The organism is Aeromonas sp. 600724, assembly GCF_049175135.1.
In the GTDB taxonomy this organism is placed as follows: domain Bacteria; phylum Pseudomonadota; class Gammaproteobacteria; order Enterobacterales; family Aeromonadaceae; genus Aeromonas; species Aeromonas veronii_A.
Genome location: NZ_JAAKUM010000001.1, coordinates 440,971 through 465,313 on the forward strand (window position 1 = coordinate 440,971; position 24,343 = coordinate 465,313).

Genomic DNA, 24,343 nt, shown 5'->3' on the forward strand with positions numbered 1-24,343 from the left:
TTGCCATGAAGAAGGGGGCAGCCAATGGCTGCCCCCTTCTTGCTGATCCCGCGACAGGGACAATTTTACCCCAACCGCTTGAGCAGTTTTTCTGCCTCGGCACGCTGATGCTCGGTGCCCTGCTCTGCCGCTTCTTGCAGCAGCTCGCGGGCGCTATCCTTGTCGTCGATCTCGAGGTAAGCGCGGGCCAGATCCAGCTTGGCCCCCACACCGCCGTCATCGGCATCCACATCAAAGCCGGTGGATTCAGGCAACACCTCGGGGAAACCATCGAGCCCCACGTCCAGCGAGAGACCCTGATAGGGCTCCTGCTCCGGCGCGGTGGCATCCGCATCGGCCAGCAGCTTGTCGATCTCGACGTAACCGCTTGCCTGGGCCTGTTCCCTTGGCTGCAATTCTGCCGGATGAGACTCCACTTCGGTAAAGGCATCCTCGAAATCGGAGAGCGCCAGTTCGTTGGGATCCCACTCAAGATCGAGCTCGGTCTCCTTGCCTTTGGTTGGCTCAAGCCCCAACTCGGCCAACATATCATCAGCCGAACCATCCACGCTCAAGTCGATGGCATTATTGCCCTCGCCCGCAGCCGGTTTATCCAGCTCATTTTCAAAATCACCCAGATCAAAACTGGCCAGATCATCAGCAGCCGTACTCTTGCTGCTTGCACTCAACTCCGGTTCCAGATCAGCCGAAAGATCCGCATCCAGCTCGGCAAACAGGGCTGCCTGCAGCTCCTCTTCGCTCATGAGCTCATCAGCATCCCTGGACTTGGGATTGAACTCGCTGGCCAGATCCATGTCGGGTTCATTGGCCAACGCGACAGGCTCATCCAGCGAGAGATCGAGATCCGGCACCAGATCCGGGTCACGACTGGCTGACTGGGCAGCCATTCGCTCCGGCTCGAAACCTTGCAGATCGATCTCGCCATCGTCGCTGAAAACCAGATCAACATCCGGCTTTTTAGCCGGTTCATCTGGCTCGACCGGCATAAAGCCATCAGGGGTATTGAGATCCGGCACCGGGCGTACCGGCTCGTTGTCGGTCACATCGACACTCAGCAGATCGTCAAACTCGCTCTGCTCCTGATCCATCATCATGGCGGTGGACTCGGAGAGGCTCTTCTCCTGCTCCTCCAGCTCGCGACGGGCACGGGCCCGCAGCCACAGGGTCACCAGCGCCAATACCAGCAGCACCGGCAGCAGGATGATCATGGCAAGGTTGAGCGGTGAGGAGAGCAGCTCCATCAGCCAGTGCTGCTTGGGTTCAGGCTCTGCCACCACGGGGGGGACAGGTCTGGCCTTCAGCTCGGCGAGCTCTTTTTGCAGCGCGGTCTGATCCTGCAACTGGGCCTTGAGGGTCTCGACCTCTTCGGTGAGAGATTGCAAGCGCAGTTTGAGCCTGTGGTTCATCTCGGTCACCTGACCGAGCTGGGCATTGGCATCTTCCAGCGCCAGCGCCATCTCGGTGGCCGGTTTGCCCACCGGTTTTTCCAGATCGGAAGGCAGAGGCGCCGGTGTGGTGCTTGCTGCGGCGCTCGTCGCCGGGACTGGGGCCACCGCCTCTTTTGGCGCAGGCTCGCTCGCCTTGACAACATCTTTGGTTTCAGCAGACGGTTGCGGTGCTACGACAGGAGCAGGAATGGGTGCCGCTTTTGCCGCAGGCAAGGGAGCTGGCGCGGTTTTCACCGGTTCGGCTTTGGCAGTCTCAACCTTCACGGGCTTGGCCGCCGGTTTGGCGCCATGGGCCTGCTTCTCGGCGAGATACTTGGGGCTTAACCCCTTCCAGCTGGCGTTGTCGCTGCGGAACTTAGCACGCGCCTGGGCATCGGTGATGACGCTCGCCTCGGCCACGGTCGGCAACAGGATGCGTGACCCCACCAGAATGTGGTTGATATTGCCATCGGCAAAACTGCGGGGGTTTTTCTCGTAGATCGCCACCATGGTCTGGTAGACGCTGACACTACTGGAGGGACGGTATTTGCTCGCCAGACTCCAGAGAGTATCGGTTGGACGAACAGGGCCATAACTACCGGCATTGGCCGTGACCTGACGTACCACCGGCTGGGCGGTTGCACGTACCGGTTGCGCCACGGGTCTGGCGACCGGTTGCGCCAGCGGCTGGGAATTGACGGCTGGAGGTGCGGGCTCGTCAGGGCCTTTTAGCTCGACAAAAAAAGGCTCCCGCGCAGCGTCTTCAGCCTGGACGGAGCCCAGCAGACCCAATGCGAGTAGCGTTGCCAATGTTATGCGGGAATGTCCCATATTCGTTCCTTCGTATGACGGCCCTATCACATTGAAAAGTCTGGATAGTTACCCCAAAACAGTCGGTTCAATATAAATCAGGCTCGCGTCGCAAGCCAGTAGTCCGACACATTTAGCACCCGACTTGACTCTGAGTGTAGGAAAAAACTTAATCAGTTGATATCGCAACAGAATCTTGAAGTGACGGAGTGCGGCATGGGTCACACCCCCGATTTATCACAGGCCGGATGCGCAGCACTCCCTGCTGCCCATCTGTGGCATCTGACCAGCCTTACAGATAGTCGCGAACCAGCAGCTCGGCAATCTGTACACTGTTGGTTGCCGCGCCCTTACGAACGTTATCGGCCACGATCCACATATTGATACCACTCGGATGAGAAATATCCTGACGCACCCGACCCACCAGCACCTCATCCTTGCCGGTTGCGTCACGCACCGGGGTCGGATAGTCCCCTTCGTCATCAAACAGGGTCACACCCGGCGCACTGCGCAGCAGGTCCTTGACCTGTTCGGCATCGAGCGGCTGGTGCAGCTCGACGTGTACCGCCTCGGCGTGGCCGTAGAAGACCGGCACCCGCACGCAGGTGGGGTTCACGGCAATGCTGGCATCGCCGAGGATCTTCTGGGTTTCCCATACCATCTTCATCTCTTCACGGGTGTAGCCGTTGTCGGTGAAGCTGTCGATCTGCGGGATCAGGTTAAAGGCGATCTGTTGCGGATAGAGGGTCGGTTCCACCGGACGACCGTTGAGCAGATGAGCGGTCTGACCCGCCAGCTCGCTGACCCCCTCTTTGCCGGAGCCTGACACGGATTGATAGGTGGCCACATTGATGCGGGCAATGCCCACTTCGTCGTGCAGCGGCTTCAGGGCCACCAGCATCTGGATGGTGGAGCAGTTGGGATTGGCGATGATGTTGCGATTGCGAAAATCGGCTAGCGCATCCGGGTTCACTTCCGGGATCACCAGCGGGATATCTTCGTCGTAACGGAAGCAGGAGGTGTTGTCGATGACGATACAACCGTGCTCGGCAGCAATCGGCGCCCACTTGGCAGATACCTCGGCACCGGCGGAGAAGAGTGCGATCTGCACCTGGCTCCAGTCAAACTCCTCCACATCGAGGATCTCGAGGTTCTTGCCGCCAAAGCGCACGGTATCACCGGCGCTGCGGCTGGAAGCCAGCGGATAGAGGGTCGCTACCGGAAATTCGCGCTCTTCCAGGATCTCGATCATCGCCTGACCCACGGCGCCGCTGGCACCCAATACCGCTACGTTAAACTGCTGGCTCATTCTGTTCTCCTCTGATAATGCTGCAATGGCGCCGGCTGGCACCATGGTCGGCAGGCTCCCGCACGGCGAGATGACGCTGCCTGATATGGCTGAGCTGGCGCAGTAGCATCTGCGCCAGCTCAGTAAAAAATGGGTTCGAGGTAGCCAGTACGGCTCACCCCTTCCGGTTATCTTCCAACTCCTAGTCCCCAACTCAGGGGCGTGACAGCGCAAATCCCAGCTCGCCCAGCGCCTGGTCGGCAAACGCCCCCTCAACCTGCAGGGAGGATAGTTCACGGCGCTCTGGATAGTGTTTGCGCTGCTCGTCAAAGCTGCCGGGCAAGCCGAGTCGGGCCCGGAAACGGGCATCATCGCGGCGCACATCATAGACCAGATGCACCAGCTGCTTGATCAGCGCCTGATCCGGTGCGCGGCCCGGCATCACCGCCTGAACATCGGGGGCAGGCAACAGCCGACTCAAATCCTGACGAGGCTGGCGTCCCAACTGCTGGCAGAGCGCCTGATAGAGCATCCAGGTACCGCGGGCCTTCCCCTCCAGGCTGTAACCGGCGATATGGGGGGTGGCAATCTCGGTATGGGGCACCAGCGCAGCCAGTGGCTCGGGCTCGTTCTCCCACACATCCATCACCAGTCGCAACGGCTTATCGCTCAACTGGCGCGCCAGCAGGGCCCGGTTATCCCACACCTCGCCACGGGAGGCGTTGATCAGGATCTGCCCGGCAGGACGCGCGGCAATCTGTTCGGCATCGAGCAGATGGTAGGTGGCATCCGGCCCTTCACGGGTAATGGGCACATGGAAGCTGACGATATCGGCACCAAGAGCGGTCTGATAATCGACAAAGCCCGCATCGGGGGTATTACGCGCCCTGGGTGGATCGCAGCGCAGTACCCTCATGCCAAGCGCTTGGGCCTTGCCAGCCACGCACTCGCCGGTATTGCCCGCGCCAATCACCGCCAGAGTCATGGCCGAGAGCTCGAGTTCGTAACGCTCCGCCAGCACCAGCAGGGCTGAGAGCACATAATCCCCCACCGAATACTTGTTGCAACCGGGGGCGCTGGAGAAGGGAATATTGCGGCTTGCCAGCAGCGCCTTGTCCACATGGTCGGTGCCTATGGTGGCGGTGCCGACAAACCCGAGTTTGGGGCTGGTCGCCAGCAAATCGCCGTTGACGCGGGTGACCGAACGCACCAGCAGCACATCGGCATCCAGCAGATCGCGGGCCTGCATCTGCCGTCCGGGCAAGGCGATCACCTCGCCAAATTCGGCAAACAGTTCCACGGCATGGGGCATATTCTCATCAACGACTATCTTCATCGGGCTCTCTTTGGTCACAACCGCCACGGGGGCGCCATTCTAGCGCAAAGCCGCCCGAGATTTCAGCCTGTGATGCAATCAGGCGCGAAAGGGGACCACATTGTTCGGTGGCCACTCTCTCCTGCTGTTCAAACCGAGGATGTCGCCACAAATGTGTAAGCAGAGGTAACAAACGTGCTGATCGGCTTTGTCCGGGCATGTCACGGTGGCACAATGCCCCTCTTTTTCGCGATCGACCACACCCACCATGCCGCCACATTTCTCGTCGCTCTCTGTCTCCTCACTCACCCGCAGTCAGGTGCTTGGATTCACTGCCCTGCTGATCCTGCCCCTGCTGCTGCTCGCCACCCTGCCTTGGCAGCCTTTTCTGATCGACTCCCTGCAATCAGGCTGGCTATGGTGGTCATACGCCCTCACCCGCATGGTCGATATTCCCGGGATCGGGGTCAGTGGCGCCCTCTTGCTGTTGCTGACCCGCTACAAACTCAAACTGAAGCTGTCCCCCTTCATTGCGCTGGGATGCGCGCTGGCAGCCCTGCTCGCCAGCGACTGGGTGCTCAAGAGCCTGATCAAACACCTGACCGAAGAGCCCAGACCCTATCTGATCTGGCTGGAGAGTCAGTCGCTGATCCCGGCCATCAAGCACTTCTACGCCAGTAGCATCGATGTGCGCAGTGAACAGGTTCATGCCGCCAGCCAGTTGCTGGCCCTGCCTGAGTGGCTCGGCCACCACTGGCAGGCCGAGGTGAACTACGCCTTCCCCTCCGGCCACAGTATCGCCGCCATCAGCCTGGCCCAATTTTTCGGCCTTATCTGGCTGGCCCGCGCCCCCACAGGCGTCTGGCTGCTGCCTTTGTGGGCGCTGGGGGTTGGTCTGTCGCGCATGGTGATGGGGATGCACTGGCCGGTGGATGTGCTGGCCAGCGCCCTGCTGGGTACGCTCACGGCGCTGATTGCCGCCCGCTGGTGGCTGCACAGATATTGAATCGCGCGCCATCTTGCCGCGGCCAACTGCGTGGGATGGGAGGACAAGCCTGTGCTTTTTTGCCATAATGCCGCCTCATTTTATCCCGACCGAGATCCCATGACCGACGCAGTTCATACCCTCAAGGGCCGTTTCCGTGGTTTTTACCCCGTCGTCATCGATGTTGAAACAGCCGGGTTCAACGCCAAGACCGATGCCCTGCTCGAAATCGCGGCTTACACCCTGAAAATGGATGAGCAGGGCTGGCTCGTTCCCGATCAGGTATTCCACTTTCATGTCGAGCCTTTCGAAGGGGCCAACCTGGAAAAGGCTGCGCTGGAGTTCACCGGCATCGACCCCTACAACCCGTTGCGTGGCGCTGTCTCGGAAAAAGAGGCACTGACCGAGATCTTCAAGGGGATCCGCAAGGGGATGAAGGAGCAGGATTGCGGCCGCGCCATCATAGTGGCCCACAACGCCACCTTCGATCACGGCTTCGTGATGGCTGCCGCCGAGCGCGCTGGCCTCAAGCGCAATCCGTTCCACCCGTTTGCCACCTTCGACACCGCGGCTCTCTCCGGATTGGCGCTGGGTCAGACCGTGCTGGCCAAGGCGTGCCAGAGCGCCCGCATCCCGTTTGACAATAAAGAGGCGCACTCTGCCCTCTATGACACCGAACGCACCACAGAGCTGTTCTGTCATATCGTTAACCGCTGGAAGAGCATGGGGGGTTGGCCGCCTGCGCATCCGGATGATGACACAACCGATGCCCCTACCGATGATGAGGGACAAGAATAAACGGATGAAGGCTGCCACTGGCAGCCTTCGCTTTTTGGGGAAGTGATTGATTGCACAGCGCACCGGAAATCGCTATCAAGGTCACTATCCACCGCTGAGCGCGGGATGCGCGGAGACAAACAGGTCACAAACCCTCAGGTTGAGCAACCTTGTGCCACATGCTGCTGCAATATGAGGGGTTTGACTGATTTTTTTCTCGACATTTGTCACATTTTTCGCAAACTAACTCCCCTTCACATGACAGACAGCAATAACAAACTATAAGGAAATCAAATGAATCCAGTTGTTATCGCAGTCGGGCTGATGCTAGTGCTCAGTCTGCTGCGGATCAATGTGGTGGTCTCCCTGGCGCTGGGTGCCATTGCGGGCGGTCTGGTGGGCGGGTTGTCGTTGACAGATACCCTCACCACCTTCAGCGGTGGCCTGGGCGGTGGCGCCGAGATTGCCCTCTCCTACGCCATGCTGGGCGCCTTTGCAGTTGCCATCTCCCGCTCCGGGATCACCGACCTGCTGGCCCGCAAGGTGATCAGCCAGTTGGGCAAGGATGCCAGCTCGACCCGCATCATGTGGGTCAAAACCCTGCTGCTCTCTTCCGTGCTGGCCGTGGCTATCTCGTCCCAGAACCTGATCCCGGTTCACATCGCTTTTATTCCCATCCTGATCCCGCCGCTGCTGCATGTGATGGCGCAGATGCAGATCGACCGTCGTCAGGTGGCCTGTGTCATCACCTTTGGCCTGACAGCTACCTATATGGTGCTGCCAGTCGGCTTTGGTGGCATCTTCCTGAATAACATTCTGGCCAAGAACCTGATCGATAACGGCGTGCCCATCACCACCAGCCAGATCCCGCTGGCGATGGCCATTCCGGTTGCCGGTATGGTACTGGGCCTGCTGATTGCGGTATTCATCAGCTATCGCAAACCGCGCCAGTACGATCTGGCCAAGATCCTGGATGCCGAGCCCGAAGCGGTCGAGCTCAACCTCACCCACATCTGGGTGGCCCTGCTGGCCATTGGCGTAGCGCTGGGGCTGCAACTGATGACCAACAGCATCGTACTGGGTGCGCTAGCCGGTTTTGTCATCTTCACCTGCGGCGGCGTCATCAAGTTTCGCGAAAGCCAAGATGCCTTCACCCAGGGGGTGCGGATGATGTCGCTGATCGGCTTCATCATGATCTCCGCCGCCGGTTTTGCCGCCGTGATGAAGGCGACCCACGGGGTCGACTCTCTGGTTCAGGTGGTCGCCTCCGGCATCGGTCAGCACAAGGGGATCGCCGCCTTCCTGATGCTGCTGGTTGGCCTGCTCATCACCATGGGGATCGGCTCCTCCTTCTCCACCGTGCCCATCATCGCCACCATCTATGTGCCGCTCTGTCTGCAGCTCGGCTTCTCACCGATGGCGATCATCGCCCTGGTCGGTACCGCAGGCGCGCTGGGGGATGCGGGTTCACCTGCATCTGATTCAACTCTGGGCCCCACCTCCGGCCTCAACGCCGATGGCCAGCATGACCATATCTGGGACAGCGTGGTGCCCACCTTTATTCACTACAACATCCCGCTGGTGATCTTCGGCTGGATTGCCGCCATGGTGCTCTGATAGCCACTCTGGCATCGAACCATGCTCTGCAAAATACGAAACAAGAAGGCGACCTTATGGTCGCCTTCTTTATAAGCACGTTCACCTAATCACTAGGACATGGTCCCGAGAGGAGAAGCTCTTTATTGGGCGACATGGATTCCCGGATCTGGATGATTGCGCACTGCTTGTTTCGCTCCTTGCTCTTATGGGATCAGTCTCTAGCCACAGATGCCATAACAGCACTCAGCACCCCCAGCGTTGTGCGCCACACCCGTTGCCACATACCACGCCGATTAATTGCTCAGCGATTGGATATCATTTTGAAAAACTGATACTTAACTAGCTACACTAGCGATTATCACCATACAGGGACGTGTAAAAAATGAGCTTGATTGGCTTGGTGCTGGCGTTGATCGCCATCCTTGGCGGCAACATGATCGAGGGGGGGCACCCCAGTGCACTGCTCGATCTGCCCGCATTCCTCATTGTGATCGGTGGCACCATAGGTGCTGCGCTGACCCAGTTCCCTTTCTCCGTCGTCGGCAGCACCATGAAGCGTTTCAAATGGCTGCTCTCCCCCCTCAAGCTCGATATGCATGAACAGGCCCAGTTGCTGGAGACCCTGGCAGGCAACGCCCGCCGCAGCGGCATGCTGGCGCTGGAAGGGATGATCGACGAGATCAAGGATCCTTTCCTGAAGAAAGGGGTGCAGATGATGGTTGATGGTTACGAAAAGACCAAGATACACGAGGTGCTGGAGAACGAGATCGAGTTCGAGCAGGAAGATCTCGAACAGACGGTCAAATTCTACGAAGCCATGGGCGGCTACTGCCCGACCATGGGGATCGTCGGCGCGGTGTTTGGCCTGATCCACGCCATGGGTCTGCTGGATGCCCCCGACAAGCTGGGCGGCGCCATCGCCGTGGCCTTTATCGCCACTATCTACGGGGTATCCGCCGCCAACCTGATCTTCTTGCCGTTCGGCAACCGTTACAAAGGGTTTGCCCACCAGATCCGCCACTACAAGGAGATGACCCTGACCGGCATTCTCTGCATCGTGGATGGCGAGTCCCAGGCACGCCTGCAAGTTACCCTCGAACCTTATCTGGGAGGTCACGGTGGCGAAAAAGAAAAAGGCTGAAGCACCGGAGAACCATGAACGCTGGCTGGTCTCCTATGCCGATTTCATGACCCTGCTGTTCGCCCTGTTTGTGGTGCTCTACTCCTTTGCCATGGCCAAACAGTCCGAAACCCGGGTGCTTATCCAGGGCTTTATCGAGTCGCTGGGTAAAATCGGCCTCATCTCCCCGCCTGCCGGCTCCCCCTTGATGCAGGGGGGCACAGGGATTCTCGAGCCAGAATCAAAAACTACGCCGAGCAGCCCGAAAGAGGAGACAGTGCTGGAGAAAGATGCCCCCATGGCGGCATCGGACCCCTTCAACGAGACCATAGGTGCCTCGGAAAAACCGAGCGCCACCGAAGCCTGGCCCCACAAGACCAAGGAGCAGGAGTGGGTGCAGGTGACCAAGCAGAAGCTGGAGCAGCAGCTAAAGGCCCAGATTGAATCGAAGGATCTGGAGGTCGAGCAGCTTGGCAGTCAGCTGGTGATCCGCATCGGCGAGAAGGCGCTGTTTCCCGCCGATTCGGCGTTCCTGCAGCCCCAGTTCATCCCGCTGGTCAACAAGATCGCCGGCATTTTGGCCAACATCCCGGGGCAGGTAGTGGTCACCGGTCATACCGACAACTCCCAGGCGCCGGTGGAGCTCTATCGCAACAACTGGGAGCTCTCGGTGCTGCGGGCCTCTTCCATCGTGCAGACCATGCTGACCAACCCCCAGCTGGATGCCAGACGAGTCATCGCTCAGGGTGTTGCCGACACCCAACCCCGCTTTGCCAATGACACCCCAGAACATCGCCAGGCGAACCGCCGGGTCGATATCACCCTCTCCCAAGGCAAGGCCGCAGAAGAGTCGCTGCAACTGCTCAAGCCCTGATCCCCCCGCTCCCGCTTCGCGCGGGAGCCTCTTTTTAAAAACAAATAACTCAATAATATCAACACCATAAGATCTTAATGATAATGATTGCTATTTATTGTCAAGTGGTCAGGCCTCTGCAATAATGCCGCCCCTCAGGCTTAAATAAAAACAATTATCATTATGAACAAACTGCTTCAGGCATGGCCGGCACTCCTGTGTGCCTCCGCTGGCGCGGCCGATCTTCCCCCTGTGGAGAAGGCGCGCAGCGACGACACCATCATTGTCACCGGGCAACGGGTACAACAGAAACTCTCCGATGTCTCCGGCTCCATCACCGTCATCACCCAGGAAGAGCTGGACCGTCAGGTCGCCAGCGAGCTGACTCATGTGTTTCGCAAGATCCCCGGTGTCTCGGTCACCGGCTCTGCCGGGCGACCGCAAAACATCAGCGTGCGCGGCATCGGTGGCAACCGTATCCTGCTGATCAAGGATGGGGTGCGCGTCAGTGACGGCTTTGGCGCCGACAACATCAATGACAAGGTGGGTCGCTTCAACTTCGATCTCGATGACATCAAACAGATTGAGGTGGCCAAGGGGGCCGGCTCCTCCCTGCATGGCTCCGATGCCATCGGCGGTACCGTGGTGATGAATACCAAGCAGCCGGAAGATTATCTGCAACAGCAAGATAGCTATCTGGCGGCCAAGACCCTCTACGGTGGCGACAGCAACAAGAAGAAGCTCAGCATGACCGGCGCGGTGCGGGCACTGGAGAGCGAACATCTGTTACGCCTCTCCGGCTGGCGTGGCAACGAAACCGCCAACTTTGAAGAGAACCGCATTCCGGCTGATTTGGATGGCATGAGTGCCTCCACCAGCAGCCGCCTCCCCCTCAATGCCCATCACGCTCTGCGGCTGGAGCTGGACTACTACGAGGATCACGCCAAACGCCAGATGGGGCCAAAAGCGGTGCCCCAACCCGATGGCAGCTGGGACGTGGTCGGTTTTAAGGAAGATGGCGATCAGCGCACCCAGGGCGGCAAGTTCAGCTGGGAAGCCAGCGATCTGGGCATGGTCGAGACCCTCAACTGGAGCCTGTTTGGCAATCAGTCCCGCAACGAAGCCAACCAGCGCCAGTTGCTGCGCAACGATGCCCTGAGCGGTTATCCCAGATATCGCAGCCAGCGCACCCTCTCCACGTTCGAGGAGCTGCGCCTTGGCAGCGAGCTGGAGTTGCAGAGCAAGCTGAGCACCGGCTCGCTGGATCACACCTTCAGCTACGGTGTGGAGCTGGAGCAGGCCAACCACGAGCGGCCGGTCAGCAATATGACCCTGGAAGATGGCATCACCACCCAGGGACAGAAAGCCCCCTTCAGCAAGGCAGAGACCCGCCGCGATGGCATCTGGCTGAGCGATGTGATCGATCTGGGCAGCTGGCAGTTTACCCCGACCCTGCGCTTTGACCGCCAGCGCCTGCGCGCACCGGACAGCAATCTGGCCGAGAACCACAGCGACCACATCTCCCCCAGTGTGGCGGCCAGTTACCGCTTCAACGAAACATGGCGCAGCTGGCTCAGCTATGCCAACGGCTTCCGCGCCCCCGCTTACGATCAGGTTTACGGCAACATTCCTCACTACTTTGCCATGCCGCCGTTCGAGATCATTGCCAACCCCAACCTCAAGGAGGAGACCAGCCACAGTCTGGAGTGGGGAGTGAATGGCCAAAGCGACAACTGGAGCGTCAAACCGGCCGTTTTCTACAACCGCTACTACAACTTCATCGACTGGCGCCAGACCGGTTTTCGCCTCGATGACGGTGTCTTCCTGCGCCAGTATCGCAACGTCGCCAAAGCAGAAACCTGGGGCGCCGAGCTGGCCGCCAGCCTCTGGCTGAGCGACGAGTGGGAGCTTTCGACCAATCTGGCCTGGATGGATGGCAAGGATCACCGCGGTGAGCCGCTGCGCACCCAGACACCGCTGGAAGGCAACACCACCCTGCGCTGGCAACAGCTCGACTGGGGGGTTGAGCTCAGTGGCAACTATGCCGCCGCCATGACCAAGGTGCCACAGTGCGCCAATGCGCAGACTGGCTACAACGGTGCCTGTCAGAGCAGCGCAGGCTGGTTCAGCCTTGATCTCACCGGCGACTGGCAGATCACCGAGGCGCTCAAGGTCAATGCCACCATCGGCAACCTGCTCGATACCCGCTACGTCCGCTATCAGGATGTGGCCGGACTTCCGGCTGGCAGCGATACCTCCCTCTACAGCCAGAGCGGCCGCTACCTGTCAGCCAGCCTCAGCTACCGTTTCGTGGGGATGTGATGAAACATCATGCAATCATGGCGGCCCTGTTGGCCGCCCCGTTGGCGTGGGCGCAAGAGGCCCTGCCACCGCCGATCCCGTCCCAATCGCACCTGATTTCAGGCAATCCCGTACGCCAGGATCCCTACTTCTGGTTGCGGGACGAGAGCCGTAGCAACCCGGCCATTCTCGCCCTGCTCAAGCAGCAAAATCGCTGGAGCGAGCAGCAACTCGCCACCCAGCAGCCGCTGGAAGCGACCTTGCGCGCCGAGTTTGCCCGTCATCCGGCGGGGGAATCTGTGCCAGAGAACTGGCTTGTCCGCGGCGATCAGGCATGGCTGCTGCGCCCGGATGGCTCACTCTGGCAACGCCACGGTGGCAAGGTGCAGCAACGGCTTCCCGCCAGAGCGGGTGAGGGCTATTACGAAGCGGGCGGCTGGGCTCTGAGCCCGGATAACCGCACGCTGGCCATCGCCGAAGACAGGCGCGGCGATCTCGACTATCAGGTCACCCTGCTCGATCTCCAAAGCGGCAAGGCGCTGGCCAGTTTGGCGCAGCGCAGCGCTGATCTCGCCTGGTCACAAGATGGTCGCACCCTCTACACCATCGCCAACGAGCGCTACACCCTGCGCCCCTGGCAGCTGCGCGGCTGGCAGGATGGCCAGGAGCAGACTCTCTATGAGGAGCAGGATCCCGCCTGGCTGCTCAGCCTCTATCGCACCACGGATGGCCAACATCTGGTGTTGCAGGGCAACAACCACGACAGTTCGGAGCAGTACCTGCTCGACTCGGGCAAGCCGCAGCGGGTCAAACCCCGCCAGCGCGGGGTGGAATACTATCTGGACAGCCAATCCGGCTGGGTGATCAAGAGCAACCGGGAGGGGACGTTTGCCCTCTATTCAGCCAGCACGCCGCTCGGTGAGTGGCAGCGCCTCTGGCCCAGCGCCGGGGAAGATCTCGGCGATCCCGAAAAGTGGCGACTGTTTGATCGCCATCTGGTGGTGCAGTTTCGCCAGCAGGGGGAGGATTGGCTCGCCCTGCTCGATCGCAACGGCCATGAACGCCAGCGCCTGCCGCTGGCCAGTGGCGCCGGTACCGGCTGGCTGCAAGGAGAACATGACCCGGCCAGCGACCGCATTCTGGTGCGCAGTCAGGGCTTGAGTCAGCCCCCCGGCCAACGCTGGCTGGATTTGACCAGCGGCCACTGGATCAACGACCAGCACACCGCAGGCAATAAAGCATTGCCCTATCAGAGCGAGCGGCGCTGGATCACCTCTGCCGATGGCACCCGGGTGCCTGTCTCGCTGGTGTGGCGCAAGGATCTGGCCCCTCGCGCCGTGCTGCTCTACGGCTATGGCGCCTATGGCACGCCGATGCGCCCCTACTACCAGAAAGAGCTGTTAAGCCTGCTGGATCGGGGCTTTGTCTACGCCATCGCCCATGTGCGCGGCGGCGGCATGCTGGGGGAGCAGTGGACCCGCGACGGACGGGGCATAAACAAGCAGAACGGTATCAGCGACTTTATCGCAGCCGGCAACACCCTGCGCCACTGGTCGCCCGACTCTGCTCCCCTGCCCCTGTTTGCCATGGGGGGCAGCGCGGGGGGCACGCTGGTTGCTGCGGCCCTCAACCAGCAACCGACACTCTTTAGCGGCGCCGTGTTGCAGGTTCCCTTCGTCGATATGCTCGGCACCATGAGCGATCCTGCCCTCCCCTTGACCCGTCAGGAGTATCAGGAGTGGGGCAATCCGGCCAAGCCCGCAGAGTATCAGGCGATGCGCCGCATCAGCCCCTACGACAACCTGCAGCGCGCCCCCTACCCGCCCCTGCTGGTCACTACCGCCCTGCACGATAGCCAGGTCCCCTACTGGGAGCCGGTCAAGTGGCTGGCCCGCCTGCGGGAGCACAGCACGGGCTCCGGCCCCTACCTGCTGCTGACCGAACTGGAGGGAGGCCACCGCGCCGGTGGCGGCGATCGGGCTCGTGAATTTGCCTTCTTGTTGAATCTGGCGGGGATCAACCAATGACCCTGCCGCTGATTGGGAGTACCACTATGAAACCCCTGTTGCCCGCCCTCTTGCTGGGGCTGGCTGGCTTTTCCACTCAGGCCACCGAACTGCGTTTTGTCGAACAGGACGCCCCGGCCGATCCCCGCCTCTGGCTCGAACAGCAGCTCGGCGTCACCCTGAGTGATGCCCCAGCCTATCAGCGCCAAGGCAAGCTGGGCCACTATCTGCATTATCGCCAGCAGCTCAATGGCGCACCGATCGCCGGCCTGATGGCCGCCGTCAGTCTCGATGAGCAGGGTCGCCCGTGGCGCCTTTATCACAATACCCGGCTGATGCAGGCACAGGCGGCTCCATGTGATGAAGCAAGCCGCGCCGGGGTGGATGCCTATACCGCCACGCTGGATGGTACGGTGTGGCAATTCGCCGGCAGTGACGAGGCCCAGCCCTGGTACTGGCAGGATGGCGACACACTGACTGCGGCCTGGCGTCTGCTGGCGGTGGAAAGCCAGCCGGGCAACAGCAAGAGCAGCCACTGGCAACTGTTTGTCACCTGCGATGGCAGCGCCCTGCTGGGGCGCACGCTGCAAGAGGCCAACACCCGTGCCGAAGCGGTCCCGCTGGCAGGGGAAGCGGCCACGGTGCAGGCCCGCATCTTTGCCCTCGACCCACGCACCCAGTTGCAAGATGGCAACCTGCTGTGGCGCCACGATCTGGTGCTGGACAACCGGGCCTTTTGCACCGTGCCGCTCACGGTACAAAAGGTGGATGACACCTACCAGCTAAATGGCCCACGCGCCCGGGTCGTGGATGGCACGGCGCCGGAAACTGCCCCCTTTAGCAGCCCTGATGCCGATGGCTTCCAGCTAGATCACCAGCAGCCCGCCTTCCTCGATATCAATGGCTACTACCATCTGGATCTGGCCCAGCGCCATGTGGAATCCCTTGGCTACCCGACGCTGATGGGCGGCCCCCTGGCCATCGATACCGATGCCGGGGAGCAGGACAACTCTCTCTATGACCCCTTCCTGCGCCGGTTGGAGATTGGCCGGATAGGGGTACCCGATGCGGAAGATCCCATGGTGATCTGGCACGAGTTTGGCCATGCGGTGCAGCACCATATCCTGCCCGACATGGGAGAAGAGGGTGACTGGGGCGCCATCGGCGAGGGCTTTAGCGACTATCTGGCCGCCAGCTGGCGCCAGCGTAGTCCAGAGGCTCGCCAATTCGAGCCTTTCATGGTCTTCAACTGGGATGCCAGGATCAGCGGCCGGACTCCCCGTCAGCTCGATGATCTGCGGGCGCGCTATCATCCGGGCTTCCTCTATCCGGCTCACCTCACCATCAACGGCAGCAACGGCGACCAGCTGTGGGGCACCCCGCTCTTCACCGCGCTGCGCCAGGCCGTTGAACAGTATGGCGAGGTAGCCCGTGACGAGTTCGATACCCTGCTGATTGAATCCCACTTCGGCCTCGGCCCGCAGGTGCGGATGCCCCAGCTGGCGCGGGTCACCGTGGATACCGCCAACCGCCTCTATCCGGATCGCAGCTATGGCAAGCTGCTGGAGCAGGCCTTCCGCCATCACGCCCTGCTGCCCACGCCCATCGCGGCCCGCCTTGCCGATGACAGCTACCTGTTGCCCGGGGAGAAAAAGAGCCTCGCCATCGAATTGACCAACCAGAGCGGCCGCCCCCTGACCGTGGCTGACGCCAGCCTGCTCCCGAGCAAGGGGCTCATGGGTGACGGTCACTGGCAAGGAGAGCTCAACGCCGATGGCACCGCCCGCTGGACCCTGCCGCTGGAAGCTGCGAGCAACCTGACCTGTGGCGAGGCAGTCACCTTGCCGCTGCAGTTCCAGCTCACCCTGCCCAGCCCCACCGAGCGCCAGACCCGCCTTGACCTGCAACTGCCGATCGGTGAACCGCTCTGGCAGCGGGCCATCGGCCAGGGTGGCCAGATCAAGGATGCGGTGAGCGATGAACGGCACGGCCTGTCCCGCTTCACTCTCACCCTGCCCGAGAGCAAGGCCCGCATCGACAGCGGATTCGTAGTTGCCCTCGATCTGGAGCACAGCAAACTGGAGCAGCTGGAGATCTGGCTCACCTCCCCTTACGGCACCCGGATCAGCCTGTGGAACAAGGGTTACGCCAGCCATACCCGGCTCAAGGGGGAGTTTCCCCGTGAACTGGTACCGTTCGAATCGCTGGACAAGCTGCACGGCGAACCGCTCGCTGGCCGCTGGCTGCTGGAGATCAACGACACCAGCGCCGGTGACACCGGTCAGTTGCGCAACTGGCGGGTCGCCCAGCAAGTAGGCGCCCGCTGCGACAAGGATGAAGCCCTGCCCAACACCGGCATCATTCCCCTTGAGCAGGATGAAGGGGGGGGCGGCACGGCTTCCCCCCTGCTGCTGTTGCTGGCCCTCTGGCGCCGGAGCACCCCGCGCCGTTGAATCCTGTACCACGGGGGTTACCGCCCCCGTGAACCTGTGACCGAATCAAGGAATGTGAAGTGAAACCATCCGTACTGGTTATTGCAACCCTCTCAGCCCTGCTCAGCGCCTGTGGCGGCGGGGAAGATAACGCACCACTGGCGATCCCGGACTACCGGGTCGATGTCGCCCTGCCGACTGCCGGTACCCTGTGCGCCGATCTGGATCAGAACTGGCAATGTGATCCTGCCGACCCTGCCGTCAGCGGCGAAGGAGCGGTGGCCCTGGTCAGCCGTTCGGCCAACATCGTCAACTCGCCCCTGCTGTTCGTTCCGAGGAGCGAAGGTCTGCTGCTGGCGCATCCGGCCGCCAAAGGGGATCCACAACGGCTGCAACCGACCCTGCTCAGCACCCTATGGCAGAGCCGCATTGCCGAAGGGGTGGCCGCCGATCGCGCACTGACGCAGCTGCTGGCTGATCTCGCGCCACTGCAACCGGGCGGCGACCACGTGGCCCTCGCGGGCCTCGGCCAGTTTGATCAGGCGCTGCAGCAGGTGGCGATCAGCTTGCAGCAACAGGCCCGCGCACGACTTGCCAACGCCAAGGAGACCCAGTTGCTCACCACCAGCTATCGCGCCATCAGCCTGATGCTGGGGCAATTGGCTCAGGAGTGGCAGCGCAACGGCCAGTTTGCCGAAGAGACCCAAAGCGAACTGCTGACCCTGCTGGTGCAGCAGCAGCCACGCAACCTGCTGACCGTCACCGGCGTCACCACCTTCAGCGATGGCAACGATCCGCTGCTGGAACAGGAGCCCGACGACTATCCGGGACAAGATGCCAGCTGGAATCGCACTCGTCCCCAACTTGCCTATCGCAAGCTCGATGATCGTGGTCAGGTTCTCCCCGACAACGCGCCGAGCTGGCAGTGCGTCAAGGATCTCAATACCGGTCTGGTGTGGGAGGTCAAATCGGATGATCCCTTGAGCCCGGCCTGGAAAAGCAGACCCTTTGCCTATGAGGATGAGCAGTTCAAGGCGACCGCAGGCGAGCAGCAAGCGGCCTACCAGCATATTCATAAGAGGATCGAACAGCTCACCGCCGAAGGAGATCTGGCGGCCCTCGCCCGGGCACAGGCGCTGACCTCCATGCTGACCACCCGCGCGTATCAGCAGTGGCTCAATGGCGAGCAGCGCTGCGGCATCAGCCAGTGGCGGCTGCCCACCATGGGTGAGCTGATGTCACTGATGCACTACGGTAGCCTGGCCAAGGACCCGCTGGGTCAGCGCATCATCGTGGATACCCGTTACTTCCCGGATATCGCCTCCTCGGAAGATGACACCTACCATGGCTACTACTGGAGCGCCACCAGCAACACCGCCCAGCGCTTCTCCGGTGGCCCCATCAGCAAACGCACAGTCCTGCTCCTGGGAGAAGATGCGGGCACCACCTATCCCGCATTGGTGCAGCAAGATACCTATATCGAGCTGATGCAGGTACGACTGGTCGCCACTCCCCAATAATCCGAGGAATATCATGAGCCTTTATCGCTTTTCATTCGCCATGCTGGCACTGATGGCCCCCCTGGCCCACGGTGCTGCCATTTGTGATGACACCATGGATCGCACCGCCCCCTCTGCCCGTTTTCTTGACCATGGCAACGGCACCGTCACGGATCAACACACCGGCCTCACCTGGATGCGCTGCAAACTGGGGCAGACATGGAGTGGCAGCAGTTGCCTGGGTGAACCGACCGTTTACTACTGGCAGCAGGGGCTGCAAGTGGCGGAGCGGATCCGCAGTGACAGCAGCCATGCTCTCTATCACTTCGGCGGTATCAGCCAGTGGCGCCTGCCCGACATCAAGGAGCTGGCGACCCTGGTCGAGCACGCCTGCTACAAGCCCTCTCTCAATGAAGCCATTTTCCCGCGCGCCATGGCGGGGGGCGGTAAAGAGGTCAATGAGGGCTATGTCTATCTGATGAGCAGCACGGTAACCTCCGCCAATGGTCAGCGGGCGTATCTGGATATCACCTCGGGAGATATCGGTCTTCGCTCCATTGGCGCCTACCCGGATCAGGTCTTGTTGGTCGCCAATAAACCCTGACCGCCCCACGCTCGAAACCGGAACGCGATGACAGGAGAGGCTTGAAAGCCTCTCTTTTTATTGCTCTTGCCGCCCCCGCTACCTCACCCGCCATCACGCTCTTCTCCCGCCTGTGCCCCCTGCCCGCGATACCGATCTGATCCGGCTTCGCCCGCGGCATTTACCCCTTTCAGGTGATGACGAGGAGCAGCTCTCTGCGCTTTCTAGGCCTTTCTCGCCCGCCATAACCAACAAAAAAGTGCGCTTCTTAACAAAATTTAATCACCGGTTAACCGATTAATAATTAACCCGTAAAAATGACATGTAAATCAGTGCGAAAGTGTCATAATGCGTAACATTATTGTTAAGTCGCTTGATTAATTTGGTTAGGAAAAACCTCTATGTTTGCTGATATTTCTGCTCAACATTGGGCTTTTGCCATTTATGTCATCGGTGCCATCACCATCTGTCTGGTGATGATAGGTCTCGCCGCCCTGCTGGGAGGTCGCGCCTACGGCCGCACCAAGAACAAGCCATTTGAATCTGGTGTCGACTCGGTCGGCAGTGCCCGCCTGCGTTTTTCCGCCAAGTTCTATCTGGTCGCCATGTTCTTCGTCATCTTCGACGTCGAGGCGCTCTACCTGTTTGCCTGGTCTGTCTCCGTGCGGGAGAGCGGCTGGGTCGGCTTTATTGAAGCCACCATTTTCATCGGACTGCTGCTTATCGGCCTGATCTACCTCTGGCGCATCGGCGCACTGGACTGGTCACCGCGCAAACCGCAGTTGAACAACAAAAACAGTGATTGAACCACAGACCCTTTCCTTGAGGTTGCACCATGAAGTACACCCTGACCCGGATTGACCCGGATGCACCCGTTGAGCGCTACCCCCAGGAGCAGCGCCAGACCGTCGATGACCCACTGGCGCAAGAAGCGACGCGCGGCATCATGATGGGCCGTCTCGAGGAGGTGCTGCAAGACACAGTCAACTGGGGCCGCAAAAACTCCCTCTGGCCTTACAACTTCGGCATCTCCTGCTGCTACGTGGAGATGTGTACCGCCTTCACCTCCCCCCACGATGTGGCCCGCTTCGGCGCCGAAGTTATCCGCGCTTCGCCCCGTCAGGCCGACTTCATGGTGATTGCAGGGACCCCCTTCATCAAGATGGCGCCAGTCATCCAGCGCCTGTATGAACAGCTGCTCGAACCCAAGTGGGTGATCTCCATGGGGGCCTGTGCCAACTCCGGCGGCATGTATGACATCTATTCAGTGGTGCAGGGGGTAGACAAGTTCCTGCCGGTCGACGTCTACATTCCGGGTTGCCCGCCCCGTCCCGAAGCCTTTTTGCAAGCCCTGATGCTGCTGCAGGACTCCATCGGCAAAGAGCGCCGTCCCCTCTCCTGGGTAGTGGGCGATCAGGGGATCTACCGTCCCCAGATGCAGGCCGAAAAAGAGCGCAAGCGCGGCGAACGGATCAATGTGACCAACCTGCGCACGCCGGATGAGATCTGACCATGAAACTGACTCGTGATTTTCCCAGCAATTACGCCATGGCCCAGTGGCAGCCCAGCGACCACAAGGATGCCAAAGTCATTGGCGAACTGTTTGCCCACTTCGGGGCCGAGCACTTCACCGTGCAGACCACGCGCACCGGCGTGCCGGTGGTCTGGCTTCCCCGCGAACTGCTGCAGGATGTGATGGGCTTTTTGCGCAAGGTGCCCTCCCCGTTTGTGATGCTGTTTGATCTCAGCGCCACCGATGAGCGGCTGCGCAGCCATCGCGACGGTCTGCCCCAGAGCGATTTCACCGTCTTCTATCACCTCATCTCCATCGACCGTAACGCCGATGTGATGTTGAAAGTGGCGCTGGCCGAAAGTGACCTGCATCTGCCCACCATCACCAACCACTTCCCTAATGCCAACTGGTACGAGCGGGAAGTGTGGGATCTGATGGGCATCACCTTCGATGGCCACCCCCATCTGACCCGCATCATGATGCCCAAGAGCTGGCAGGGTCACCCGCTGCGCAAGGATTACCCGGCGCGCGCTACCGAATTCGATCCCTTCATGCTCGATGCCGCCAAACAGGACATGGAGCAGGAGAACCTGCTGTTCAAACCGGAAGAGTGGGGGCTGGCCCGCGGCAACGAGAATGAGGACTACATGTTCCTCAACCTCGGTCCCAATCACCCCTCTGCCCACGGTGCCTTCCGGTTGGTGTTGCAGCTCGATGGCGAGGAGATCCGCAACTGCGTGCCAGATATCGGCTATCACCATCGTGGTGCCGAGAAGATGGGCGAGCGCCAATCCTGGCACAGTTACATCCCCTATACCGACCGGGTCGAGTATCTGGGCGGGGTGATGAACAACCTCCCCTATGTGCTGGCGGTCGAGAAGCTGGCTGGCATCAAGGTGCCGCAGCGAGTCGACATGATCCGGGTGATGATGGCGGAGCTGTTCCGCATCCAGAGCCACCTCTTGTTCCTCGGTACCTATATCCAGGACGTGGGGGCCATGACCCCGGTCTTCTTCACCTTCACCGACCGCCAGAAGATCTACACCATCATCGAAGCGATCACCGGTGCCCGCATGCATCCGGCCTGGTTCCGTATCGGCGGTGTGGCCCACGACCTGCCGAAGGGATGGCAACGGCTGGTGCAGGACAACCTGCTGAGCTGGCTGCCCAAGCGGCTGATGGATTACGAAAAAGCGGCGATGCGCAACAGCATTCTGCGCGGTCGAACCATAGGCGTCTCTGCCTACACCACCGAGCAGGCGTTGTCCTGGGGCACCACGGGGGCCGGATTGCGCGCCACCGGCCTCAACTTCGACATACGCAAGTGGCGCCCCTACTCCGGTTACGATCAGTTCGACTTTGAAGTGCCGGTCGGCAGCAATGGCGATGCCTACGACAGAGCCACCGTGCGGATCGAGGAGATCCGCCAGAGCATGTCGATCATCGAGCAGTGCATGAAGAACATGCCGGAGGGCCCCTTCAAGGCGGATCACCCCCTCACCACCCCACCGCCCAAAGAGCGCACCCTGCAGCACATCGAGACCCTGATCAACCACTTCCTGCAAGTGTCTTGGGGCCCGGTGATGCCCGCTGCCGAGTCGTTCCAGATGATTGAGGCGACCAAGGGGGTCAACAGTTACTACCTGACCAGTGACGGCTCCACCATGAGCTACCGGACCCGGATCCGCACCCCGAGCTTTGCTCACCTGCAGCAGATCCCCTCGGTGATCAAAGGCAGCATGGTGTCGGACCTCATCGTCTATCTGGGCAGTATCGATTTTGTTATGTCGGATGTGGACCGTTAAGTGATCCGCCCTCCCGGCCATGGCCGGGAATCGGGATCGCCGGACGAGCAGTAAAAGGACAAGCCACCAAAGGTCAAGTCATGAGCCAGCAATGTCAGTGTCACAATAATCAGACCCCACAGGGGCAAGGGGCATGCAGCAGCAAACAGGACGACTTCGTTCTGAGCCAGGCTGAACGCGATGCCATCGAACACGAGAAACACCACTACGAAGATCCCCGCGCCGCCAGCATCGAAGCGCTCAAGATCGTGCAGCAGGCCAGAGGCTGGGTACCCGACGGCGCCATTCACGCCATCGCGGCCGAGCTCGGCATTCCCGCCAGCGACGTGGAGGGGGTTGCCACCTTCTATAGCCAGATCTTCCGCCAGCCGGTAGGGCGTCACATCATCCGCGTCTGCGACAGCATGGTCTGCTACATCAATGGCCATGAAGATCTGCTGGCCGGTCTCAAGGAGGTGATGAACCTCGGCCCCGGTCAAACCACCCCGGATGGCCGCTTCACCCTGCTGCCGGTCTGCTGCCTTGGCAACTGCGACAAGGGGCCAGCGATCATGATCGATGACGACACCTATGGCGGCCTCGATCCGGTGACCTTGCTGAAAACGCTGGAGGCTTACCCATGAGCCTGCCGCAGAACAAACTCCTCGCCTCTCTTGGCACCGCCAATCGCACCCCGCGAGCCCCCGAGACCCACCCGCTCACCTGGCGGCTGCGGGATGACGGCCAGCCGGTGTGGCTGGAGGAGTATCAGGCCAAACAGGGCTATGAAGCGGTGCGCAAGGCGCTCGGCCAGATGAGCCCGGACGAGATTGTCAGTACCGTCAAGGATGCCGGTCTCAAGGGGCGCGGCGGTGCAGGCTTCCCCACTGGCGTGAAGTGGGGGCTGATGCCCAAAGACGAGAGCATGAACATTCGTTACCTGCTCTGCAACGCCGACGAGATGGAGCCCAACACCTGGAAAGATCGCCTGCTGATGGAGCAACTGCCCCATCTGCTGATCGAGGGGATGATCATCAGTGCCCGGGCGCTCAAGGCCTATCGCGGCTACATCTTCCTGCGTGGCGAATACGTTGATGCCGCCATCCACCTGCGCCGTGCGGTGGAAGAGGCCAAGGCCGCCGGTCTGCTGGGCAAGAACATTCTGGGATCCGGTTTTGACTTCGAGCTGTTCGTCCACACCGGCGCCGGCCGCTACATCTGTGGTGAAGAGACGGCGTTGATCAACTCGCTGGAAGGGCGCCGTGCCAACCCGCGCGCCAAACCCCCCTTCCCCGCCGTTTCCGGCGTCTGGGGCAAACCCACCTGCGTCAACAACGTCGAGACCCTCTGCAACGTCCCCGCCATTATCGGCAACGGGGTCGCCTGGTATCACGGGCTGGCGCTGCCGGGCTCGGAAGATCACGGCACCAAGCTGATGGGCTTCTCCGGCAAGGTGAACAACCCCGGGGTCTGGGAGCTGCCGTTTGGCATCACCGCCCGCGAGCTGTTTGAAAATTACGCCGGCGGCATGAAGAGCGGCTATCGCCTGAAAGCCTGGCAACCGGGCGGCGCAGGCACCGGCTTCCTGCTGCCGGAGCACCTCGATGCCCAGATGTATACCGCCGGTATCGGCAAGGTCGGTACCCGGATGGGGACTGGCCTCGCCATGGCGGTGGATGACTCCATCAGCATGGTCTCCCTGCTGCGCAACATGGAGGAGTTCTTCGCCCGCGAGTCGTGTGGCTGGTGCACGCCCTGTCGCGATGGCCTGCCCTGGAGCGTCAAGCTGCTACGGGCACTGGAACGTGGCGAAGGGCAATCCGGCGATCTGGCGACTCTGGAACAACTCTGCGGTTTCCTTGGCCCGGGCAAGACCTTCTGCGCCCACGCACCGGGCGCCGTCGAGCCGCTGGCCAGCGCCATCAAATATTTCCGCTCCGAATTCGAGGCCGGGATCAAAGGCAGCGGTGATAACCGCAAGCCGGTCAAAGGGATCCAGCCCAATCTGCTGGGCGAGCGCTGGTAACGACACCACAGATTTCACAAAACAG

18 protein-coding genes are annotated in these 24,343 nt (G+C 60.9%); 15 read left to right on the forward strand and 3 right to left on the reverse strand.

Annotation, left to right across the window (positions count from 1 at the left end; all coding sequences use genetic code 11):
- Window positions 1–65: 65 nt before the first annotated feature.
- The 3 genes from G5168_RS01875 to G5168_RS01885 form a co-directional block, all read right to left on the reverse strand.
- Complete coding sequence (locus tag G5168_RS01875) at window positions 66–2,258, reverse strand: FimV/HubP family polar landmark protein (RefSeq protein ID WP_216953906.1); 2,193 nt, start codon at window positions 2,256–2,258, stop codon at window positions 66–68.
- A 271-nt stretch (window positions 2,259–2,529) separates the two neighbouring features.
- Window positions 2,530–3,546, reverse strand: coding sequence for an aspartate-semialdehyde dehydrogenase (locus tag G5168_RS01880; RefSeq protein WP_040066449.1), 1,017 nt, complete (start codon window positions 3,544–3,546; stop codon window positions 2,530–2,532).
- A 193-nt stretch (window positions 3,547–3,739) separates the two neighbouring features.
- Window positions 3,740–4,861, reverse strand: coding sequence for a 4-phosphoerythronate dehydrogenase (locus tag G5168_RS01885; RefSeq protein WP_204418772.1), 1,122 nt, complete (start codon window positions 4,859–4,861; stop codon window positions 3,740–3,742).
- Between the two features lie 247 nt (window positions 4,862–5,108).
- Between G5168_RS01885 and G5168_RS01890 the strand changes: the two genes are divergently transcribed.
- From G5168_RS01890 to nuoF, 15 genes are all read left to right on the forward strand, one after another.
- Window positions 5,109–5,846, forward strand: a complete 738-nt coding sequence (locus G5168_RS01890; RefSeq protein WP_421251774.1) for a phosphatase PAP2 family protein — start codon at window positions 5,109–5,111, stop codon at window positions 5,844–5,846.
- A gap of 99 nt (window positions 5,847–5,945) precedes the next feature.
- Window positions 5,946–6,623: a ribonuclease T gene (gene rnt / locus G5168_RS01895; protein WP_160880297.1), complete on the forward strand. Its 678-nt coding sequence runs from the start codon at window positions 5,946–5,948 to the stop codon at window positions 6,621–6,623.
- Window positions 6,624–6,896: 273 nt separating this feature from the next.
- The gene (locus tag G5168_RS01900) at window positions 6,897–8,219 is read left to right on the forward strand and encodes a Na+/H+ antiporter family protein (protein ID WP_005344933.1); all 1,323 of its coding nucleotides are present in this window, start codon (window positions 6,897–6,899) and stop codon (window positions 8,217–8,219) included.
- Between the two features lie 364 nt (window positions 8,220–8,583).
- Complete coding sequence (locus G5168_RS01905; protein WP_040067282.1) at window positions 8,584–9,342, forward strand: flagellar motor protein; 759 nt, start codon at window positions 8,584–8,586, stop codon at window positions 9,340–9,342.
- On the forward strand, window positions 9,320–10,195 hold the full coding sequence (locus G5168_RS01910; RefSeq protein ID WP_101529948.1) for a flagellar motor protein MotB: 876 nt from the start codon (window positions 9,320–9,322) through the stop codon (window positions 10,193–10,195). Before G5168_RS01905 ends, G5168_RS01910 begins: the two co-directional genes overlap by 23 nt.
- Before the next feature lie 162 nt (window positions 10,196–10,357).
- Window positions 10,358–12,496, forward strand: coding sequence for a TonB-dependent hemoglobin/transferrin/lactoferrin family receptor (locus G5168_RS01915; RefSeq protein ID WP_421172206.1), 2,139 nt, complete (start codon window positions 10,358–10,360; stop codon window positions 12,494–12,496).
- Complete coding sequence (locus G5168_RS01920; protein ID WP_421251775.1) at window positions 12,496–14,502, forward strand: prolyl oligopeptidase family serine peptidase; 2,007 nt, start codon at window positions 12,496–12,498, stop codon at window positions 14,500–14,502. Before G5168_RS01915 ends, G5168_RS01920 begins: the two co-directional genes overlap by 1 nt.
- A complete protein-coding gene (locus tag G5168_RS01925) occupies window positions 14,499–16,934 on the forward strand; it encodes a proprotein convertase P-domain-containing protein (RefSeq protein WP_421251776.1) in 2,436 nt (811 codons plus the stop codon). Before G5168_RS01920 ends, G5168_RS01925 begins: the two co-directional genes overlap by 4 nt.
- 59 nt (window positions 16,935–16,993) lie before the next feature.
- Window positions 16,994–18,433: a DUF1566 domain-containing protein gene (locus G5168_RS01930; RefSeq protein ID WP_421251777.1), complete on the forward strand. Its 1,440-nt coding sequence runs from the start codon at window positions 16,994–16,996 to the stop codon at window positions 18,431–18,433.
- Window positions 18,434–18,446: 13 nt separating this feature from the next.
- Window positions 18,447–19,016, forward strand: coding sequence for a DUF1566 domain-containing protein (locus G5168_RS01935; protein ID WP_127006467.1), 570 nt, complete (start codon window positions 18,447–18,449; stop codon window positions 19,014–19,016).
- A 380-nt stretch (window positions 19,017–19,396) separates the two neighbouring features.
- On the forward strand, window positions 19,397–19,801 hold the full coding sequence (locus tag G5168_RS01940) for an NADH-quinone oxidoreductase subunit A (RefSeq protein ID WP_005344919.1): 405 nt from the start codon (window positions 19,397–19,399) through the stop codon (window positions 19,799–19,801).
- Between the two features lie 29 nt (window positions 19,802–19,830).
- Complete coding sequence (locus tag G5168_RS01945; protein ID WP_005344917.1) at window positions 19,831–20,505, forward strand: NuoB/complex I 20 kDa subunit family protein; 675 nt, start codon at window positions 19,831–19,833, stop codon at window positions 20,503–20,505.
- Between the two features lie 2 nt (window positions 20,506–20,507).
- Window positions 20,508–22,313, forward strand: coding sequence for an NADH-quinone oxidoreductase subunit C/D (gene nuoC, locus G5168_RS01950; RefSeq protein WP_005337234.1), 1,806 nt, complete (start codon window positions 20,508–20,510; stop codon window positions 22,311–22,313).
- Window positions 22,314–22,393: 80 nt separating this feature from the next.
- Window positions 22,394–22,936 carry an NADH-quinone oxidoreductase subunit NuoE gene (gene nuoE / locus G5168_RS01955; RefSeq protein ID WP_005337236.1) on the forward strand — a complete coding sequence of 181 codons (543 nt, stop codon included), beginning with the start codon at window positions 22,394–22,396 and terminating at the stop codon, window positions 22,934–22,936.
- Window positions 22,933–24,318, forward strand: a complete 1,386-nt coding sequence (gene nuoF, locus G5168_RS01960; RefSeq protein WP_227340743.1) for an NADH-quinone oxidoreductase subunit NuoF — start codon at window positions 22,933–22,935, stop codon at window positions 24,316–24,318. The genes nuoE and nuoF overlap by 4 nt, the downstream gene beginning before the upstream one ends.
- Window positions 24,319–24,343: the final 25 nt, after the last annotated feature.